Annotated in this window: 15 protein-coding genes; 10 read left to right on the top strand and 5 right to left on the bottom strand. The window is 60.9% G+C overall.

What is annotated here, in order from left to right:
• Window positions 1-16 precede the first annotated feature (16 nt).
• Genes BTH42_RS23370 through BTH42_RS23350 form a run of 5 tightly spaced genes read left to right on the top strand, consistent with a single transcriptional unit; the run spans window position 17 to window position 6,651 of the window.
• Entirely contained in the window at window positions 17-1,204 is a 1,188-nt protein-coding gene (locus BTH42_RS23370) for an acyl-CoA dehydrogenase family protein (RefSeq protein WP_075303537.1), read from the top strand.
• A gap of 9 nt (window positions 1,205-1,213) precedes the next feature.
• Window positions 1,214-2,995: an FAD-binding protein gene (locus BTH42_RS23365; RefSeq protein ID WP_256702174.1), complete on the top strand. Its 1,782-nt coding sequence runs from the start codon at window positions 1,214-1,216 to the stop codon at window positions 2,993-2,995.
• The gene (locus BTH42_RS23360; RefSeq protein WP_075303536.1) at window positions 2,988-4,223 is read left to right on the top strand and encodes a CaiB/BaiF CoA-transferase family protein; all 1,236 of its coding nucleotides are present in this window, start codon (window positions 2,988-2,990) and stop codon (window positions 4,221-4,223) included. Before BTH42_RS23365 ends, BTH42_RS23360 begins: the two co-directional genes overlap by 8 nt.
• A complete protein-coding gene (locus BTH42_RS23355; protein WP_075303535.1) occupies window positions 4,220-5,860 on the top strand; it encodes a GMC family oxidoreductase in 1,641 nt (546 codons plus the stop codon). Before BTH42_RS23360 ends, BTH42_RS23355 begins: the two co-directional genes overlap by 4 nt.
• Window positions 5,857-6,651 (top strand): enoyl-CoA hydratase/isomerase family protein, encoded by a 795-nt coding sequence (locus BTH42_RS23350; protein WP_083654876.1) that lies wholly within the window; start codon window positions 5,857-5,859, stop codon window positions 6,649-6,651. Before BTH42_RS23355 ends, BTH42_RS23350 begins: the two co-directional genes overlap by 4 nt.
• Before the next feature lie 243 nt (window positions 6,652-6,894).
• Here BTH42_RS23350 and BTH42_RS23345 read toward each other — a convergent pair whose 3' ends face one another.
• The 4 genes from BTH42_RS23345 to BTH42_RS23330 form a co-directional block, all read right to left on the bottom strand.
• A complete protein-coding gene (locus BTH42_RS23345; RefSeq protein ID WP_075303534.1) occupies window positions 6,895-7,794 on the bottom strand; it encodes an MBL fold metallo-hydrolase in 900 nt (299 codons plus the stop codon).
• Between the two features lie 412 nt (window positions 7,795-8,206).
• The gene (locus BTH42_RS23340; protein ID WP_075303533.1) at window positions 8,207-9,097 is read right to left on the bottom strand and encodes an alpha/beta fold hydrolase; all 891 of its coding nucleotides are present in this window, start codon (window positions 9,095-9,097) and stop codon (window positions 8,207-8,209) included.
• Entirely contained in the window at window positions 9,094-9,543 is a 450-nt protein-coding gene (locus tag BTH42_RS23335) for a DMT family transporter (protein WP_083654875.1), read from the bottom strand. Before BTH42_RS23335 ends, BTH42_RS23340 begins: the two co-directional genes overlap by 4 nt.
• Window positions 9,540-10,151 (bottom strand): TetR/AcrR family transcriptional regulator, encoded by a 612-nt coding sequence (locus BTH42_RS23330; protein WP_075303532.1) that lies wholly within the window; start codon window positions 10,149-10,151, stop codon window positions 9,540-9,542. The genes BTH42_RS23335 and BTH42_RS23330 overlap by 4 nt, the downstream gene beginning before the upstream one ends.
• A gap of 196 nt (window positions 10,152-10,347) precedes the next feature.
• Here BTH42_RS23330 and BTH42_RS23325 point away from each other — a divergent pair, with 196 nt between their 5' ends.
• Entirely contained in the window at window positions 10,348-11,235 is an 888-nt protein-coding gene (locus BTH42_RS23325; RefSeq protein ID WP_075303531.1) for a LysR family transcriptional regulator, read from the top strand.
• A 176-nt stretch (window positions 11,236-11,411) separates the two neighbouring features.
• Here BTH42_RS23325 and BTH42_RS23320 read toward each other — a convergent pair whose 3' ends face one another.
• Window positions 11,412-11,786: a helix-turn-helix domain-containing protein gene (locus tag BTH42_RS23320; protein WP_075303530.1), complete on the bottom strand. Its 375-nt coding sequence runs from the start codon at window positions 11,784-11,786 to the stop codon at window positions 11,412-11,414.
• 162 nt (window positions 11,787-11,948) lie between these two features.
• Here BTH42_RS23320 and BTH42_RS23315 point away from each other — a divergent pair, with 162 nt between their 5' ends.
• From BTH42_RS23315 to BTH42_RS23300, 4 genes are all read left to right on the top strand, one after another.
• Window positions 11,949-12,833, top strand: a complete 885-nt coding sequence (locus BTH42_RS23315) for an alpha/beta fold hydrolase (RefSeq protein ID WP_075303529.1) — start codon at window positions 11,949-11,951, stop codon at window positions 12,831-12,833.
• Window positions 12,834-12,908: 75 nt separating this feature from the next.
• The gene (locus BTH42_RS23310) at window positions 12,909-13,544 is read left to right on the top strand and encodes a TetR/AcrR family transcriptional regulator (protein WP_075303528.1); all 636 of its coding nucleotides are present in this window, start codon (window positions 12,909-12,911) and stop codon (window positions 13,542-13,544) included.
• Window positions 13,545-13,907: 363 nt separating this feature from the next.
• Complete coding sequence (locus BTH42_RS23305) at window positions 13,908-14,912, top strand: MDR family oxidoreductase (RefSeq protein ID WP_075303527.1); 1,005 nt, start codon at window positions 13,908-13,910, stop codon at window positions 14,910-14,912.
• A 251-nt stretch (window positions 14,913-15,163) separates the two neighbouring features.
• A complete protein-coding gene (locus BTH42_RS23300; protein ID WP_075303526.1) occupies window positions 15,164-17,140 on the top strand; it encodes a PhoX family phosphatase in 1,977 nt (658 codons plus the stop codon).
• Window positions 17,141-18,602 lie beyond the last annotated feature (1,462 nt).

Here is an 18,602-nt window from a genome sequence, read left to right as displayed (position 1 = left end):
GTTGGAGGAGACATAAGTGAACCCAGAATATGCAGCAAACCTCGTCAACCGTCGCGATCTGCAACCGTATCTGAATGCGGATCAGTTTGAATTTCGCGATTCTGTGAATCGCGTGCTGACGAAACACGCTTCTCCGGAATATGTTCGTCACTGCGATGAGGAGAAGCGGTTCCCGCAGGAACTCGTGAACGTCGCCGCCGAACAGGGCTGGTTCGGCATTACGTTGCCTGAAGAGTATGGCGGTATCGGCGGCTATCTCGACATGGCCGCCTACCTTGAAGTAGTCGCGTACCACACGATCGCGCTCGCCCGCTTCTGGAATGCGAACGTGAACATGTGCGGCGGCGCGCTCGCGCGTTTCGCGCCGGAACATATCAAGGCCGAGGTTTTGCCGAAGCTGGCGGCGGGCAACGCCTGGCTCGCATTCGCGCTGAGCGAGAACGGCTCGGGTTCGGACGCGGCTTCGCTGACAACGCGCGGTGTGGCTGATGCGGACGGCGAGCACTACCGCATCGACGGCACGAAAATGTGGATCTCGGGGGCCATGCAGGCCGACTACATCCTCACCGCCGTGCGTACCGATCCGGGTGCAAAGAAGCACGACGGCATCAGCCTGTTTCTCGTTCCGACCGAAACGCGCGGGCTCACGATCAACCCGATCGACCTGCTCGGCGGCCACGCGATTCGCACCTGCGAAGTCGTGTACGACGGTGTACGGGTGTCGAAGGAGAGCATTGTCGGCGGCCTCGATGTGGGTTGGAAGAAGTTGACGACCGTGCTGTCGAAAGAACGCATCGCGCTGTCGGCGATGTGTGTCGGCGGCGCGCAGGCGGCGATCGATCTCGCGCGCTGGTATGCGAACGATCGCAAGCAGTTCGGCCAGGCGGTCATCGATTTTCAAGCCGTCTCGCACCTGCTCGCCGATATGCAGACCCGCGTCGACGCCGCGCGCATGATGTCGTTTCGTGCGGCCAGGCTACTCGACGACGGGCAGCCGTGCGACGTCGAATCGTCCCAGGCCAAGTACCTGGCCTCGGATACCTACGTACAGGTTGCAACCGATGGTATCCAGATCATGGGCGCCAATGGCTATTCCGCCGAGTACGCGATGCAGCGGCATTTCCGCGAAGCGAAGATGTTCCAGATTTTCGGCGGTACCAATCAAATCCAGCGCAACATCGTCGCGCGCGCGCTGAAGTCATAACGGAGACCGATGGTGACCCTGGTTCAAAGGTTGGAAACGCTTGGTTTTGAGGTTGAATCCGCTCACGCCGATGTGGTCGTGGTCGGCGGTGGAGGGGCGGCGTCGCGCGCCGCCGTGTCCGCCGCGAAGGCCGGCGCCAGTGTGCTGATGCTGGCGAAAGCGCCGGTCGGGCAGGGCGGCAGCACCGTGCACGGTGCGAGCGAGATCATGAGCATGGGCGCGTCGGGCTACGGCAGCGAACAGGACGGTCCCACCGTCCATTACGAAGACACGATGCGGCCTGCCGGTGGCTTTATCGACCGCGAGCTCGTGCGGGTCCTCGCGGAAGATGCGCCGGCGCGTATCGCTGATCTGATCACGCTCGGTGTCCCGTTCGATCGAAACGGCGACGGCTACAAGCTGATTCGCAGCGACTTCGGCAGCTATGCTCGCGCGCTCGGCGTGAAGGGCAAGACCGGCAAAGCATTTGTCGCGGCGCTCGCCGATGAAGCGAAACGGCTTGGCGTAGAGACGCGGCACTCGGTGGCGTTCGTCGATCTGTTGCGCGATACGGCGGGGCGCGTGGCGGGCGTGCTGGCGTTTGATGCGATTGTGCGGCGCCTGCTGGTGGTGTCGGCGCGTGCGGTCGTGCTCGGCACCGGCGGCGCGCACGGTCTTTTCTCCCAGCAGGTATCGACGGCCGAGATGACGGGCGATGGCCAGGCGATCTGCTTCAGACACGGCGCCGAACTCGTCAACATGGAGTTCCATCAGTTCGGTCCAGCGATGGTGCATCCGTACGTTCAACTCTTCAGCAAATCGTGTTTCGTGCTGCATCCGCGGATGCTCAATCGCGAAGGCCGCGAATTTCTCGCCGACTATCTGCCGCAAGGGGTGAGCGCCGAAGCCGCGATGGACGAGAAGGTCTTTCCGTTCACGATCTCGAACGAGTCGCGTTATATCGATCTTGCGATCGCTTCGGAAATTGCGGCGGGGCGCGGCACCGAACGCGGCACGGTGCAGTTTTCGTTCGCTCACGTCGCGCCCGAAACGCTGCTCGCGACGATCCCGAACACGATGCGGTGGTTGCGTGCGAAAGGTGTGGATCCGCAGCGCGATCTTCTCGATGTCGGCATCGCGTTTCAATGCCTGAACGGCGGTGTACGCATGACGGACGCCAACGGCATGTCCACCATCGACGGGCTGTTCGTGATCGGCGAACTGGCGGGCGGCGTGCGCGGCCCGGACCGGCCGGGCGGCAACTCACTCGCCGAAGGCCAGGTGTTCGGCCATCGTGCGGGCTCGGGCGCCGCCGCGTTCGCGCGCCAGAGTTGCGCGGCGGGCGCTATCGACGCCGACACGCCTGCCGCGCGGCTCGAACTCGCGCTCAAGCCGAATCCGGACTTCGACGCAGCCGCGATAGCCGGCAGCTTGCGAGACGCGATGCAGACGCATTGCCTGGTCGAAAAGACCGAGAGCGGCCTGATGCGCGCGTTGCAGGTAGTGCGCGAAGGGCGCGGCCGGCTTCAGCAAGGTGCTTCTTGCACGCCGCACGACATCATGGAGGCGCTGACAGTCGACAACATGACAACCACAGCGGAAGTAATCTTGCGCGCCTGTATCGAGCGGCGCGAATCGCGCAGCAGCCACTACCGGACGGATTTCGCTGCCCGTGACGACGCAAACTTCGGACACGCGTTCACGATCACGCGGGGCAATGACGATCCGTTCGAATTGCGATTCGACGCGCTGCACTACGCGCACGCGGATCTTTCCGAACAACCGACTTCGCAGGCAGCCAATCATGGATAAGAACCAAACTGGCCCGTTGTCGGGCTATCGCATCCTCGACCTGACGGTGATGACCGCCGGCCCTGTCGGCACGGTGTTGTTGGCCGATCTGGGCGCCGACGTCATCAAGGTGGAAGAGCCGCGCGCCGGCGACTTGTCGCGTAATCTCGGCAATCAGTTCGTCGGCGGCGAAAGCGTTCAATTCCTCTCGCAGAACCGCAACAAGCGCAGCATCCGGCTCGACCTGAAATCGCCGAAGGGCCGCGATGCATTTCTGCGTATGGCCGAGCATGCCGATGTGGTTGTCGAGAACTTCCGCCCTGGAACGGTCGAAAGACTCGGCATCGGCTATGACGCGGTGAAGGCCGTCAACCCGAAGATCGTGTACGCGAGCGTATCGGCGTTTGGGCAGAGTGGCCCTTATGCCGCGTGGCCCGCGAACGATCCGATCGTGCAGGCGGTGGCCGGGCTGATGGATATGACGGGCGAGGCGGGCGGCAATCCGGTGCGCCTCGGCGCGCCGTTGCCGGACTTCGGCGCGGCGGCGCTGCTGGCATTCGGCATTTCCACCGCGCTATTGCATCGCGAGCGGCACGGCGTCGGGCAAAAGATCGATACCTCGCTGTTGTCGGCGGCACTCTTTAGCACGATCCCGCGCGACGGCGAGACGCTGCGCAGCGGCAAGGCGCCCGAGCGCCTGGGTAGCGGGCATCCGACGATGGTGCCGTACCGGAACTATCAGGGCGCCGATGGGCACTATTTCTTTGCCGCGTGTTTCACCGAGAAGTTCTGGCAGAACCTGTGTCATGCGCTGGACCGCGAAGATTTGCTGAGCGACGAGCGCTTTATCGGCAACACCGCGCGCACCGCGAATCGCCACGCGCTGGATGCGCTCCTCGAGCAGGAGTTTCTGCGCCACCCGGCCGACCATTGGGTCGCTCATCTGAGCGCGGCCGACGTGCCGTGCGCGAAAGTGCAGGACTATCACACTGCTCTAACGCTGGACCCGCAGATCCAGCACAACGGCACGGTCGTCGAGCTTGATCATCCGCGGGCAGGGAAGGTCACGAACATCGCCAGTCCGGTCAATTTTCATGGCAGCCCGGTCGCTTATCGGCGTCCACCGCCCGTGCTCGGTGAGCACACCGTGGAAGTACTCCTGGAGTTCGGCTTTTCGGACGACGAAATTGCCGTACTGGAAGGCCGAACCGCCGGGCTACAGACCGAAAAGAAGGAGGCCGTTTCGTGAAAACGCTCATAGCGGATTACGTGATCGTCGGTGCGGGAACGGCCGGCTGCGTGCTCGCCAACCGGCTGTCGGAGGATCCGCAGGTCGAGGTCATTCTGATCGAAGCAGGCGAGCGGGACCGCCACCCGTTCATTCACGTTCCAGCGGGATTCGTGCGCCTGCTCGATCATCCGAGCGTCACCTGGCGCTATCACACCGAGGCGAACGCGCACACGAGTCACCGCGAGATCCTGTTTCCGCGCGGTCGCGGCCTGGGCGGATCGAGTGCGATCAATGGACTGCTGTATGTACGCCCGTTCGCCGAGGACATCGATAGCTGGGAAACAGCAGGTGCGCGAGGCTGGAACTTCGCCGATTGTCTGCCTCACTACAGCCGGTCGGAGACGTGGACCGAAGGTCGAAGTCCGCAGCGCGGCACCGATGGTCCGATCAAGGTTAGCCGGGTACAGAATCCGCCGGAGATTTGCGGTGCCGCGGTAGCGGCGGCGCGGCAGGCGGGACTCGAATTTCTCGACGATCCCAATTCGACGACGCGCGGCCCGTCGATCTGGTACTACCAGCAAACTCGCGACGGCCGCCGTCGTTCGAGCGCGGCGCGCGGCTATTTGCGACCGGTTATGGGCCGGCCGAACCTGAAAGTACTGACTGGCTTGCAGGTGTCGAAACTGGAGTTCAGCGGCACGCGCGTGACCGGCGTACATGCGATGACGGCGTCGGCCGAGCCCTGCGTTATCAGTGCGAGACGCGAGGTGATTTCGTGCGCGGGCGTGATCGGTACGCCGAGGCTGCTCGAACTCTCCGGTATCGGCGATAAGGATGTGCTCGATAACGCGGGGATTCGCACGCGGGTCGCATTACCGGGCGTCGGTGCCAATTTGCAGGATCACTATGTGGTGCGGCTCGGATTCCGGGTGCGTGGCGCGGGCACCGCGAACGAGCGCTCCCACGGTCTGGCGCTGGCCCGCGAAATGATGCGCTACGCCGTTTCAGGAACCGGCGTGCTTACCTATAGCGCGGCGCTTGTCGGCGGATTCGTTCAGACCCGCTATGCGAGCCGTCCGGATGTTCAGCTCGTGATTGCGCCCGGCAGCTTCGCGGCGGGACGCATCGGCGTGCTGGAAAGCGAGCCGGGCATTTCCTGCGGGGTGTGGCAGATGAGGCCCGAAAGTCGTGGCCACGTCCATATCCGCAGCAAAGAAGTGCAGGACTCGCCGGCGATCGCGCCCGCCTATCTGAGCGACGAGCGGGACTGCGCGACGACGGTCGAGGGACTGCGCATCGGCCGCAACATTTTTGCGCAACCGGAGATCGCGCGGTTTATCGTCGACGAGACCGTGCCCGGGCGAGCCGCCGACAGCGACGCGCAATTGCTGCAGTACGCTCGCGACAATGGTTCGACGGTGTATCACGCTGTCGGTACGTGCCGGATGGGCGAGGACCGGATGAGCGTGGTCGATGCCGATCTGCGCGTGCATGGCGTGAGCGGACTGCGCGTCGTGGATGCATCGGTGATGCCGACGATCACGTCGACTAATACCAACGCGACCGTGCTGATGATTGCCGAGCGTGCCGCACAGATGATCCGTTCGTCCGCAATAACGGGCGTGACGGAGCAACGCGTCAAGGAAACGATATGAACGACACCCTGGCCGCCGCGGCCATCGATGTGCACGAATGCGTGCCTGGCGTCCTGAGCGTCAGGATCGCAAATCCGCCGCTGAACGTGCTGACGCAAACGGTTCGGCGCGAACTCGGCGACCTCTTTATGGATGCCCAAAATCGGCGCGATCTGCGCTGTGTGATCTTTGCCAGTGGCGAGCGCGCATTTTCCGCAGGTGCCGATTTGCGCGAATTTCCACTGCGTTTCGATGCGAGGGTCGCCAGAGAGCATGGGGAAAACGCCCATCGAATGATTCTTCAACTCGTCAAACTGGATGTTCCTGTCATCGCGTCGATCCGCGGCTTTTGCATGGGCGGTGGTCTGGAGCTGGCGTTGGGCTGTGCGTTCCGGATTTGTGCGCGCGATGCTGTGTTCGCATTGCCCGAGATCGATCGCGGCGTTTGGCCTGGCACCGGCGGGATCGTGCTTCTCAATCGACTGATCGGTGCGCGGGCTGCGAAAGAGTTGCTGTATAGCGGTCGCAGGTTCGGTGCCGACGAGGCGTTGGCGCTTGGCCTCGTCGATGAAGTCGCCGACGAAGAAATGCTCGAGCAGCGTGCGATCGAACGAGCCGCGTTTTACGCTTCCAAGCCGAACCAATCGGTGCGCACGATTACACGGCTGATCGACCGGGAGTTTCGCAACGACTTCGAACAGCATCTCGCCGTGGAGCTCGAGGAATTCGTGGAAACGTATCAGTCGCGTGACGCGATTGAGGGGAATCAGGCGTTCTTTGAAAAGCGGTCGCCGGTCTGGCGGCATTGCTGATGGCTGGCGGCGTCGGGCATGCTATCGAAAATGTTGATAATAAAGATTATGTCAAATAATGGAAAGTAGCGGAGGCGATCTACTCCTTTCAATCCGCCGCCGACACCAGCGCTTCATGGCCGCCGAAATTGACGACCTGCCGGAAGTCGCGAGGAGCCGTTCCGATCTCTCCCTCTATGACGCGCTAATCGGAAACTATCGAAAAGCAGGCCTTTTGCCCGCGTAGCCGTCTCCCCATTTCCTTCAAACCTCTCCCGATCTTGCACCATTCAGGTAGTGCCAGTCGAAGCCGTGCGGTCCCTCCCGCACCGTACCAACCGACGTCTCGGGAAAGTGTGCGGGAAAGACGATCGCACCTGTTTTCGCTGCATGATTGAGCAGCCATTGTCGCGAGGCTCGCGCCTGCGACGGGTCCCGGCAGAACGCCGAATTCCACTGCGGACGATAGACCTGCAGCGGGCTATGCATAACGTCACCGGAGAACAGTGCCGTGTGTCCTTGCGTGTGAATCTCGATCGCCATGTGCCCGATGCTGTGGCCCGGCGTCGGCAGAAAGCGAATGCCGTCGACAACCTCCTCCCCGGCGTCCGGCACCACGCGGGCCTGCCGCGCTTCGATGATGGGCTGCACGCTGTCCTCGAATACCATTCGGCGCGGTTCTCCGGCTGGCGTGGCGAAGTAGTCGCGCTCGCGCTGGCTGAACACATAGGTGGCGTTCGGAAAGACCGGAGCCCAGCGATTGTCCTGCCAATGCGTGTTCCATCCGACGTGATCGACATGCAAATGGGTCAGCAGTACATAGTCCACTTGCTCGCGCCGGAACCCGGCGGCTTCGAAACGTTCGAGGACGGGGTTGCCGAGCCGGTCGAAAAGCGCACTGAACGGCCGCGCCTTGCCGTTGCCGATCCCCGTGTCGACGACGACGGTCCGACCGTCCAGTTCGACGACCCATAAGTGCGTTTTCAGCGCTAGCCGTCGATTCGCGAGGTCGAGGCTGGCCGCTGAAAAGTGCGTTTGCAGCATGTGCTCGCTTTCGGCATCCCACTCGGGGAACAACACTTCGGGAGCCAGCGCGAAGGCCGTTTCGTCGACCCGGGTAATCGTTGCGGCGCCTACGCGCCAGGTGTTGGAAGAGTCTTTCATGACATGTTTCCTTATCGTCGATGACAAGGCCGTGCATTCTGTAGTGAGTCGAACGGGCATTGATGCGTTCACTATCGCTGAAGCAAAAGCGCCTGCCCAATGCCGTTTTCTACTGCCGGCGATGCCCTGGATGCATCACTCTCTACGCGCATCTCGTCAAATCGAATTGAGTTGTCGCGGTGTATTCATCGTATGGAGCCGGATAAATGCGAGGCATGGTCATGGTTCGCAGAAGACGCTCTGCCGGCAAATCTCTTCGAACCAATACAGCTCTATTTCTCTTTTCAACAAGGTTCTTCCGGTCCTCGCGCGGTCTAACCGGAAAACCGCGCGAAGATAACTGTCGCAGGGAACTTCGCCGGACAAGCGCCGATTGCCCCTGCGACTGATCGTTTCAATTGCCTTGCGGACTTCAGACTGAAGCGAAAAAACGCGCCAAAGCATCCGCCACGGCTTCAGGCTGCTCCTCGGGCTGAAAGTGCCCGCAATTCGCAATGGTCTCGCCTTTGACCTCGTTGGCAAACGGACGGAGAGCCGCTGACATATCCGGGATCGACCCTTGGTCTGCACTGAGGCCGAGCACCGGCATCGCCAGTTTGCGGTCGCGCGACAACGCTCGGTTTTGCTCGACGGAAAGTGCCGCGGCGCGATAGAACGCGAGGCCCGAGCGCATTCCGCCAGGCGCACAATACGTCCTCAGATACTCGGCGATCTCTTCCTCGCCGTAGCACGCCGGATTAGCCGTCTTGCTCCAGAAGAACCATTCCAGATACGCTCTTTCACGACCCGCGAGAAGAATCTCGGGAAGATCCGGGACCGCGTGAAAGGAAAAATGCCAGGTCTTCCACGACCGATCGGAAGAGGACGGCAGCATATCCGGCAACGTAATACCCGGAATTCCCGCATCCATCAGCGCCAGCGCCTCGACTTCCTCGCCGAACAGGTGAGCATAAGGGAACGCGACCCACGCGCCGACATCATGCGCGGCGAGACTATATCGCTTGAGTCCAAGATGACTCACGAGATCGTGCACGCGTTGCGCGACCGTTTGCGTGTCGTAGCCGTCTATCGGTCGATCGCTATCGCCCTGCCCTGGCAGGTCAATGGCAACGACGCGAAAGCGGCTGCCAAGTAGCGGCATGACCTTACGCCATGCATACCAGCTCTCGGGAAAGCCCGCGATGAGGACGATAGTACGTTCTGCATTCGCACCACCCTCGACATAGTGGTATCGCAGCCCCTCCGCAGTTGCAAATTTATGCTCAAAACCGGTGGGGGCAGCCGGAAGCGCGCCATGTATCATGCAGGAATCCTTTTTGAAAAAAGAACCGCACCAGCGATCAGCAGACAGACTGCGATGACTCGCCGGGAGGTAATGGGACAGGAAGCCGAGCCGAACAACCCGTAATGATCGATCAGAAGGGAAAACATCGCCTGCCCCGTGATGATCATCGAGATCATGGTTGCGGCGCCGATTCGTGGTGCGGTGGCGGTCATCGCGGTTAGCGCGAACGCACCGCAAAGGCCGCCGGTCCATGACCAGGCCGGCAGATCGACGCCACCGTCGCCCCTCGGCAAACCGCGACTGGTGGCCAGACCGATCAGAACAAGTGCGATCGTTGTGACGGCGCCGGACAAGGCGGCAGCCCAGATTGGCGATCCCAGTGGACGGGCGAGTCGCGCATTGATCACCGCCTGCAGCGGAAGCATTGTCCCGGCCATGAAAGCGAATAGAGCCCAGTTGTTCACGGTCGCTCTAGCACTTTGAGTGCGAGCGCAACGAATGCGTCGGCATCTTCGCTAAACGATCCGGCTTTTCCAAGCACGCGCATCCCTTGCAGAAGCGCAAGCAACAGGTCGGCCACCGTTGTCGGCGCGCTCGCGGTGGTAATCGAACCGTCCTCTTGCCCCCGAGCGACGAGTCCGGCCAATAGAGTTCTGCGCCGCGCAAGCTGGCCGCGTAACACAGTGTCCACACGCGAGAATTGAGGTAGCTCTGCAATGCCTGTCACCAGCAAACAGCCGAGCTTGCCCTCTTTGCCCTGACTCAGCCTGGCATAAAGGCCGAGTAGAGACGCGATGCCGGCACGCCCGTTCTGCGCACCTTCCAGCATGGCTGCGACTTGCGCCTCGCGCCGGCTTATATAGCATTCCAGCGCTTTGGCAAAGATGCCCTCCTTGTCGGAGTAGGCCTTGTATAGGCTGCCGGCCGTCAGACCGGTAGCCTTTGATAGATCGCTGATCCCGGCGGCCGAATACCCCGAAGCGCTAAACAGCGCAATAGCGCGACTCAGAACCCGTTCTTCATCGAATGCTCTGGGCCGGCCCCGCGGGCGGCCTGCGACTGCTTTGATCATCTTGATCGACCAATTTAGGAAACGATCATATTCTAAATAGTCGTTTTTATCGTTGTCAACCCGTCAGACTTACGGTCGAACAGTTCCGCGATCATCAGGATCGGCCCTGCACTACCGTGTTGCACCGGCGCCTTATCGTAACCACGTAACGCGCGATGATTTATTATCTGGCTCCTGCGTTCTTGGCCTTCCCACGATGGAACTCCGGCATCTCCGCTATTTCATTGCCGTCGCCGAATTGCGTAGCGTACGCGCGGCGTCTGAGCAGCTGCACGTCACTCAGCCCGCTATCTCGCGACAAATCCAGAGTCTTGAAGAAGCCATCGGGACGGCGTTGTTCGAACGCACGCCACGCGGCCTCGTGCTCACGGCCGCGGGCGAAGCCTACCTGACAGAAGCACGTGAGATTCTGGCCCGCGTCGATGCCGCCAATCGCCTCGCCCGCCAGATCGCTTCCGGCTTGCATGGACATTTACGCGTCGGCTTCGTCGAAAACGCGGCGTGGAGCGGTGTGGTCTCGCGCACGTTGCGCGAATTCGAACAGGCTGTCCCGAACGTGAGACTCGAACTGCTACCGATGAACACGCCGCAGCAACTCGAATCGATTGCCGCCGGGCGTCTCGACGGTGGCTTCTGCTATCGCGAGGGCGTGCTTCCCGAAGGGATGGCCAGCGTGCGCGTGCTCGAACAGAATGTCGTGCTGGCCGTCCCCGAAGCGTGGCCGCTCGGCAAAGAGGGGGCCGTCGCAACGGCGGCGCTTCGGGGCAAACCCTTCATCGCGTTTCCGCGTCGCGTGTATCCCGCGTACTACGATCGATTGCTGGGTGCCTGCGCCGAACGCGGTCTCACGCTCGACATCCGGCAGGAGGCCAGCACCGAAACGGCGATCCTGTCGCTCGTATCCGCGGGCGTGGGCGCCGCGATCGTGAACGGCGCGAATCGTGACAGGCCACCGGCGCGCGTGCGTTTCGTCGATCTGCAGGATCTTTCGGTGCCGCTGCTACTCGACTTCTGCTTCCTGGCAAACGGAGTAAGCCCAACTCTGGATCGCTTTGTCGACCCCTTGCGGCGGGCGGTCTCCTGACGTGTCACGTTGACGAGATGCGCGTAGAGAGTGATGCATTCAGGGAATCGCCGGCGGCAGAAAACGGCATTGGACAGGCGCTATTGCTTTGGGGATAGTGAAGGAAGCCAAGACGAACTGCATGCGGAGTAGCTGATGCTCAGCTTGTCGCGTAGCATCGACAGAAGTATTCCAGATTACTTCCCGAATGCGTGTTGATCGTAGGCTATTTGCGCCTGCTGGATCGCATGCAGGTGCTTGATCGACCAGTCGTACACTGCTCCAAACGGGACCTGAAGCGTTCGTCCGAGGTCGGTGATTGAATACTCGACTGCCACGGGCGACGTGTTGAGCACCGCCCGAGCGATCAGGCCATTGCGTTCGAGACGCCTTAACGCCTCCGTCAGCGCCTTGTGCGTGATTCCTTCTAGCCTGCGCTTGAGTTCATTGAAGCGCGTTGGTCTCTGCGTCAGCAGCGTCAGAATCATCACCGACCATTTGTTCGCCACCTGATCGAAAAAGGACCGCGCGGCGCAGTCCGCAAAGAACACCTGGTCCGCCTCGCATGTCATGCCGATATCCTCCTGTATATCTACGCACTTTAAGGTGCGTAATTGACTGTAGATATTCCATGTATAACATGACGTGACACAAATTGCTCAGCACACTGCGCTTTTTGAAATTCCAGAATGGACTGGTTAGCGTCACGCTAATGTAAAAATACTTAGGAAAAAATGGAAAATAAGCATCGCGAAATTTCCCGTCGTGATCTGCTCAAGGTCGCCGGTGCGGTGGCGATTTCAGCCACTTTCGGCAACCATCAAGCCGTTGGTGCAATAAGGCCATCGGCCACCTTGTTCGCGACAGACGCAGGCGCAGGCAAAAATATCATGTTTATTCATGGCTGGACCTGCGACTCCCATGACTGGAGTTGGCAACTTCCATTCTTCGAAAGCAGGTATCACGTCGTCGCCGTCGATCTCCGCGGACATGGCAAATCGGAACTGATGCCGCCGGGGACTTATGCGCCCATGGACTACGTCACGGACATCGAGGCGTTTATTGCGACGAAATATCCCGGACAGAAATTCATCATCGTCGGGCATTCGATGGGCGGCCAAATCGCCGCCCGACTCGCCGCAAAGCGCCCGGATCTGGTCAGTGCGGTGGTGTCAGTCGACGGTGCGCTTGGATTTACCGGCGCTGCGGCCGAACTCTTTGCAAAAGTCACGCATGACCTGAATTCGAACGATCCCCGCGTCGTGGCCACCGCCCTGTTTCCGCTTGTGTACGGCCGCGACACCGATCCGGCGTTCAAACGTTGGCATGAAAGGCGTGTCCTGGGTATGCCCCAGCATGTCGTGCGCGAATCCTTCGGCCCGCTGTTCTTCGGTAACGATCAGGTGGGCATTGGAGAAGCAAGCGCGACGTTCTGCAGGAGCCTTACCGTTCCCTTCTATCATTTGTGCCGCGACCCGGCGCAGGCCAATCGTATGCGCTCCTGGTTCTCGCATCCGAAGTCGAAAGTGGACGTATGGACGGGTGCGGGCCATTGGATCATGCAGGACCAAAGTGGCGACGTAAATGCTGCCATTTCCGCGTGGATCGACGTGCTATAGCCAACCGCCGTTGCCAACGCCGATCCGGAGAATCTGGTCTTGACCGCACGAGACAGTCGGTCCAATATTCGGCGCATGAACCAGACGATCACACCGCCCCGCAAGCGCGGACGCCCAGCCAGGGAGGCAGGCGACTTCCGTGAAACCCGCGAAGCACTACTCGACGCCGGCGTCGCGGCCCTCACCGAAAAGGGTTTCTCGGGCACCGGCATCGACGAAATTCTCAAATCGATCGGCGTGCCCAAGGGCTCGTTCTACAACTTCTTTGGCAGCAAAGAGGTCTTCGGGTCGGAACTCATTGCGCGTTACGACGCCTATTTCGTCAAGAAGCTGGACCGGTTCTTCCTCGACGAATCGCGGCCTGGCCTCGACAGGATTCAGGCTTTCTTTGTCGATGCCGAACGGGGGATGAAGCGGTTCGCGTTTCGGCGCGGTTGCCTGATCGGAAATCTGGGCCAGGAAATGGGCGCATTGCCCGAATCGTTTCGCTCGCAGTTGACCGACGTGCTGCTCGGCTGGCAGCGGCGCACCGCCACGGTGCTGGAACAGGCGAAGGCCGCTGGTGAAATCGACGCGTCCATTGACTGCGCCGAATGGTCCGCCTACCTGTGGACGGGTTGGGAGGGTGCAGTTCTGCGCGCGAAACTCGAGCGCAGCGCCACGCCACTGCGCATGTTCGCCAAAATTTTTGTCGATAGCATCCAACGCTAGAGCGCTGCGGTCCAGCGGACGATTCCCGCGGCTGTGGGGCGGCCCGTCTATGCGCCGTCCCGATTCTCCGTCCCGACCCTCCGATCATGCCGTTTGCAGGCCTTCTCGTCTGCAGCTTAATTAGAACTACTGCGTATGAACGTGAGTCCGGCGACGCCCGGACACCGCCGATTCTGCGCACCCTGCTCCCCTTGTGGCGCATCGCACTTCACTTCTCCTGTTGACGCGCATTCGCGAAGCGGCTATAAATCCATTTAATTAGACCGAACGCCCCAATTAAATGGACGGCAGACCAACATCCCGATGCGGGGATACCAGGAGGTCACGGGTCTAGTTTCCCTATCAACACCCAACGGATCGGACATGCACAGCGAAACGTTCAACGCCATGGTCCTCAGACAGGACGATCAGAAAAACACGCTCTCCTCCGTCGAGCCGCTCGGCTTCAGCGATCTTCCCAAGGAAGACACGCTGGTGAAAATCGACTATTCGACGCTGAATTTCAAGGATGCGCTTGCCGTCACCGGCAAAGGCAAGATCGTTCGACAGTGGCCGCTCGTTCCCGGCGTGGACTTCGCTGGAACGGTGGTCAACACCACGCATCCGCGACTCGCAGCGGGACAACGCGTCGTGCTGACCGGATGGAGCGTTGGCGAAGCCTGGTGGGGTGGATATAGCCAGTTTCAGAGCGTCCGCGGCGACTGGCTGGTGCCGCTGCCTGAAGGCCTGACAACCCGCAACGCGATGATGGTGGGCACCGCTGGCTTCACGGCCATGTTGTGCGTCGACGCACTGGAAGCCGCCGGCGTTTCGCCATCGAGCGGCACCGTGCTCGTCACGGGCGCAGCGGGCGGCGTCGGTAGCGTCGCGGTCGCCATTCTGAGCCGGCTCGGCTACACCGTGGCCGCCCTCACCGGCAGCGATGATCCCGCGAAGCATGCGTACGTCGTCGGCCTCGGCGCAAGCAGCATCGTCGACGGTGAGCAGTGGAAAACGGCAGCACGCCCGCTGGAAGGCCAAAAGTGGGCTGCGGCCATCGATACGGTCGGCTCAGGCGTCCTCGCCCGTGTTCTGGCCGAGATGAACTACGGCGGCATCGTTGCGGCCTGTGGTCTCGCGGGCGGTGCCGATCTTCCCACGTCGGTCATGCCTTTCATTCTGCGCGGCGTGCGATTGCTGGGCTTCGACTCCGTCATGGCGCCTATCGAGAAACGAATCCGGGCCTGGGATCGGTTGACCCGCGATCTGCCACTGGGCGTGCTCGAAACAATCACACAGAAAACTGTTCGTCTCGACGAGGTGAAATCCGCAGCCGAAGCGATGCTGGCGGGCAAGCTGACCGGTCGGGTTCTCGTCGACGTCAATTGATTCTTCGCCTCAGCACATCGCTGACGCACCGGGAGTGGGAAGCCACCAAAAACAGACCACTCCTCTACCCAAAGGCAGGCGGGGCGCTTTCCTGCCCGAAGCAAGGCCGATGTGACGACGACTAGTCGATTAAATTACATTGTCCTGTCAACAATATTTCATATTCATTCAATACAGTGGCGCGTCAATCCGGCGCGCCATGGTCACTCCGATCCTGCGTCTCCGGTTCACTCAACATGGATCACGAGAACATGGCGCAATCATTCGACCACTCCCGCCGCAAAGCCCTCAAGATCATCGCGGGCGCGCCGATGCTGCCGCTCGGCGGCGCCGCGACATCGCTTCTCGCCGCCTGCGGCAGTGGTGAGGACCACCTGGCGAGTCATACCCCGGCCCCGACGCAAGCCACCTTCGTAACGGCGTCGTTCGGCGGCATGGCCGCACCTTCGCTGGCGAATCCCGCGGCGATGGCGAAGACGACGGTCGGCTCCACGCTGACCGCACAGTTCAGCGACGGCAGCAGCCGCACCTACAAACTCGCGTATCAGCCGTTCTTCACGACGGGCGACATCGTCGCGAACACGACCGGCGGCACGATCGTGGCGGGCGGCTATTTCGACATCAACAACCAGCCGATCATCGACAGCTCCGTGCCGGGCAAGGAGCGCCAGTTTTTCTCCGACTGCCCGGACGGCACCTCGCTGATCCGTCTCGACCAGCCGACGGTGAAGGGCGTCAAGGGAAACGCGGTGTTCGCCGTGGTCCAGTTCGAATACACGACGCGCGACCAGACGGAAACAGCAGCAGGCGACATGTACGGCAAGCTGCCGTCGCCGATTGCCGTGCTGACGCTCGATCAGGACCCGGCGACGGGCAAGCTCACGCTGGTTAGCTATTCGAACGTCGATACATCGGCCGCGCATGGATTGTGGATTACCTGCGGCGCGAGCCTGTCGCCGTGGAATACGCATCTGTCGAGCGAAGAGTACGAGCCGGATGCCGCGACCATCGCGACGAACAAACAGTTCCAGGCGTACAGTCAGAACCTTTACGGCAGCGCATCGGCGGCGCGGCCGTATCACTATGGGCATCTGCCCGAAGTCACCGTTCACCCCGACGGCACCGGTACGGTCAGGAAGCACTACTGCCTCGGCCGCCTTTCCCATGAGCTGATTCAGGTGATGCCCGACAGGCGCACCGTGCTGATGGGCGACGACGCAACCAACGGCGGCCTCTTCATGTTCGTCGCGGACAAGCAGGCGGATCTATCGGCGGGCACGCTGTATGTCGCGAAGTGGACGCAACGATCATCGGCGGACGCGGGCGCCGCGACGCTGACGTGGCTCAAACTCGGTCACGCGAGCAGCGATGAAATCGAGGCGCTCGCCAATACGCTGACCATCGCGGACATCATGGACATCGTCACCGACGAGAAGAATTCGCCCACCGATCCGAGCTTCACCCAGATCCACTACGGCGGCAAATTCAACTGGATCCGACTGAAGCCGGGCATGGAGAAAGCCGCCGCATTTCTGGAAACGCACCGTTACGCCGCGTTGCGCGGCGCGAGCATGGGTTTCACGAAACTCGAAGGCACGACGGTGAATGCGAAAGACAAGGTCCTGTACTCGGCCATGTCGCAAATCACGGCATCGATGGTGCGCGGCAATGCGCATTCGACGGATATCGCGCTCGACAAGGGTATTTCATCGGGGGCGGTCTACGCGTTGAACATGACGGGCGGCCAACGCGATCTCGAGGGCGCGGCGATCGACAGCGAATGGGTGCCGATCGATATGAGCGCGCCCGCGCAACTCGTTGGCGAAGACCTCGCGAGTGCCGATAGCCTCGGTAACACCGCGAATCCGGAAAAGATCGCGAATCCGGACAACCTCAAGTTCTCGGAGCGGCTGCGCACACTCTTCATCGGTGAAGACAGCGGCATGCATATCAACAATTTTCTGTGGGCCTATAACGTCGACACGAAAGTACTCTCGCGCGTGCTGTCGTGTCCGGCAGGTGCGGAATCGACCGGCTTGCATGCCGTCGACGAAATCAACGGCTGGACCTACATCATGAGCAATTTCCAGCACGCGGGCGACTGGACGTCCGTGCACTCGAAAGTGCAGACCGAACTCGATCCGCTGATACGCGCGAATTACAAGGATCGTTTCGGCGCGGCCGTTGGCTATCTGACGGCAGACCCGACGTGGATCAAGCTGGCGTAGAGCGTCAGAGCGGGATTTCTAGGGCTGCGGCGCGTCTAGTGGGCTGAATAGCTGAGAATCTGCTTTGCGAATCGGGAACGTCGACCGTTCACATAGATTGACGATCCGCACGGCGACCATGCCGCACTACTCAGGACTCTGACGACCGAATCTACACGGCCTGGGGTCGGAGGACGTTCTACTCTCCGGCTCTATACCGTGATCGTTCCGCTCGTTGATTGGGCAGTCTGAGGACAACCGTCAGACGCGATCGCCACACCGCCCTGTGAGATCAAGTCCCGGCAAATTGTATAAGCCGAGACGCGACCTGACAGTCACGGTCAGATGTGGTCGCGAACTGACTCTTTCGAGCCGATCGCCTCTCGCCGTGGAAGACTGTGTAGTGGCCCGGAACATCCCTTCAGTTCCCCCAATAGTGGGCATTGAACTGTTGCACCATTGGCATGCGACTACCGATGCCGCTTTTTAGAGCCCGCTCCAATTGCACCGCCTATTGCTGCCCCCAAGCTTAACCAGAGACCCATACTTGCAGTTGCTGCGCCAACTGCAACGCCGACAGCTATACCGATCGCGAGCCACCTTCCCATTCCCTGCCTCTTATACACAGTTACGATACTGACCACATTAGCACTACGTCGCACGACTAGGCCCATCTAGATGGAGAGCGCGAGCTGCTGCAACTGGCCGGCTATTGCCCAATATCGTCCGCCGAGAATCCCTGAATGGATTGACTCATCGATCGTGTCCCGACTTTCCCTTTTTGCGGCTGCCTAACCACCACATCGTGGCTCCCCAAAAAATACCACCGACCATGAACGTAGCGAAATTTCTAACGACGTCTAGCGCCCCGACTTCGTGGTGCTGGACAAACTGAATGGCAGTGAAAAGAACCGCCGTAACAACGCCCCACATCAAGACCCCTCGGACTACGACAAATCGCAGCATTGAATTCTCCATACGAGCGCAAGCGAAGGCAAGGCCCTGTCAGTACGCAGGATGATCCTGCGATTGGATACCGGTCCTCCGACACGGACGTCGCCTACAGGCGCCCGCGTCCAGCGCTGTAGAACAGCGGGCGGCCTACCCACGCGGCCGGTTGCGGCGCGTACCCCGGTTCCTGGGCCATGCCGCGTTATACGGAGTCGATTCACGCTGACGGCATTGGCGTAACAGACTATGGACGCTCCATCTTCCGTATCGCCGCACGATATATCGTATCCACCACCGAACGCCTCGCAGGGCAGCACGAGCGGAGCAAAGCCGGAAAAGTGACCGCCAAGCCCGGGATGCGGATTCTTCGATGTCACACTAACCGCTCCCAAATTGCGTTGTTGCGCTTAGGGCGAGAGACAGACGATCCTGCATCTTGCTCTGTCAGCGAGACGGATCCATTTACCAGGTTCGCCTCTTCAGCGTATAGCCATACAGGCCATATTGCGTATTTGTGGTTGCGTCGAAATAG

Origin of the sequence: Burkholderia sp. SRS-W-2-2016 (genome assembly GCF_001931485.1) — a bacterium.
Lineage (GTDB): Bacteria > Pseudomonadota > Gammaproteobacteria > Burkholderiales > Burkholderiaceae > Paraburkholderia.
This window is presented reverse-complemented; position numbering and strand designations above follow the sequence as displayed.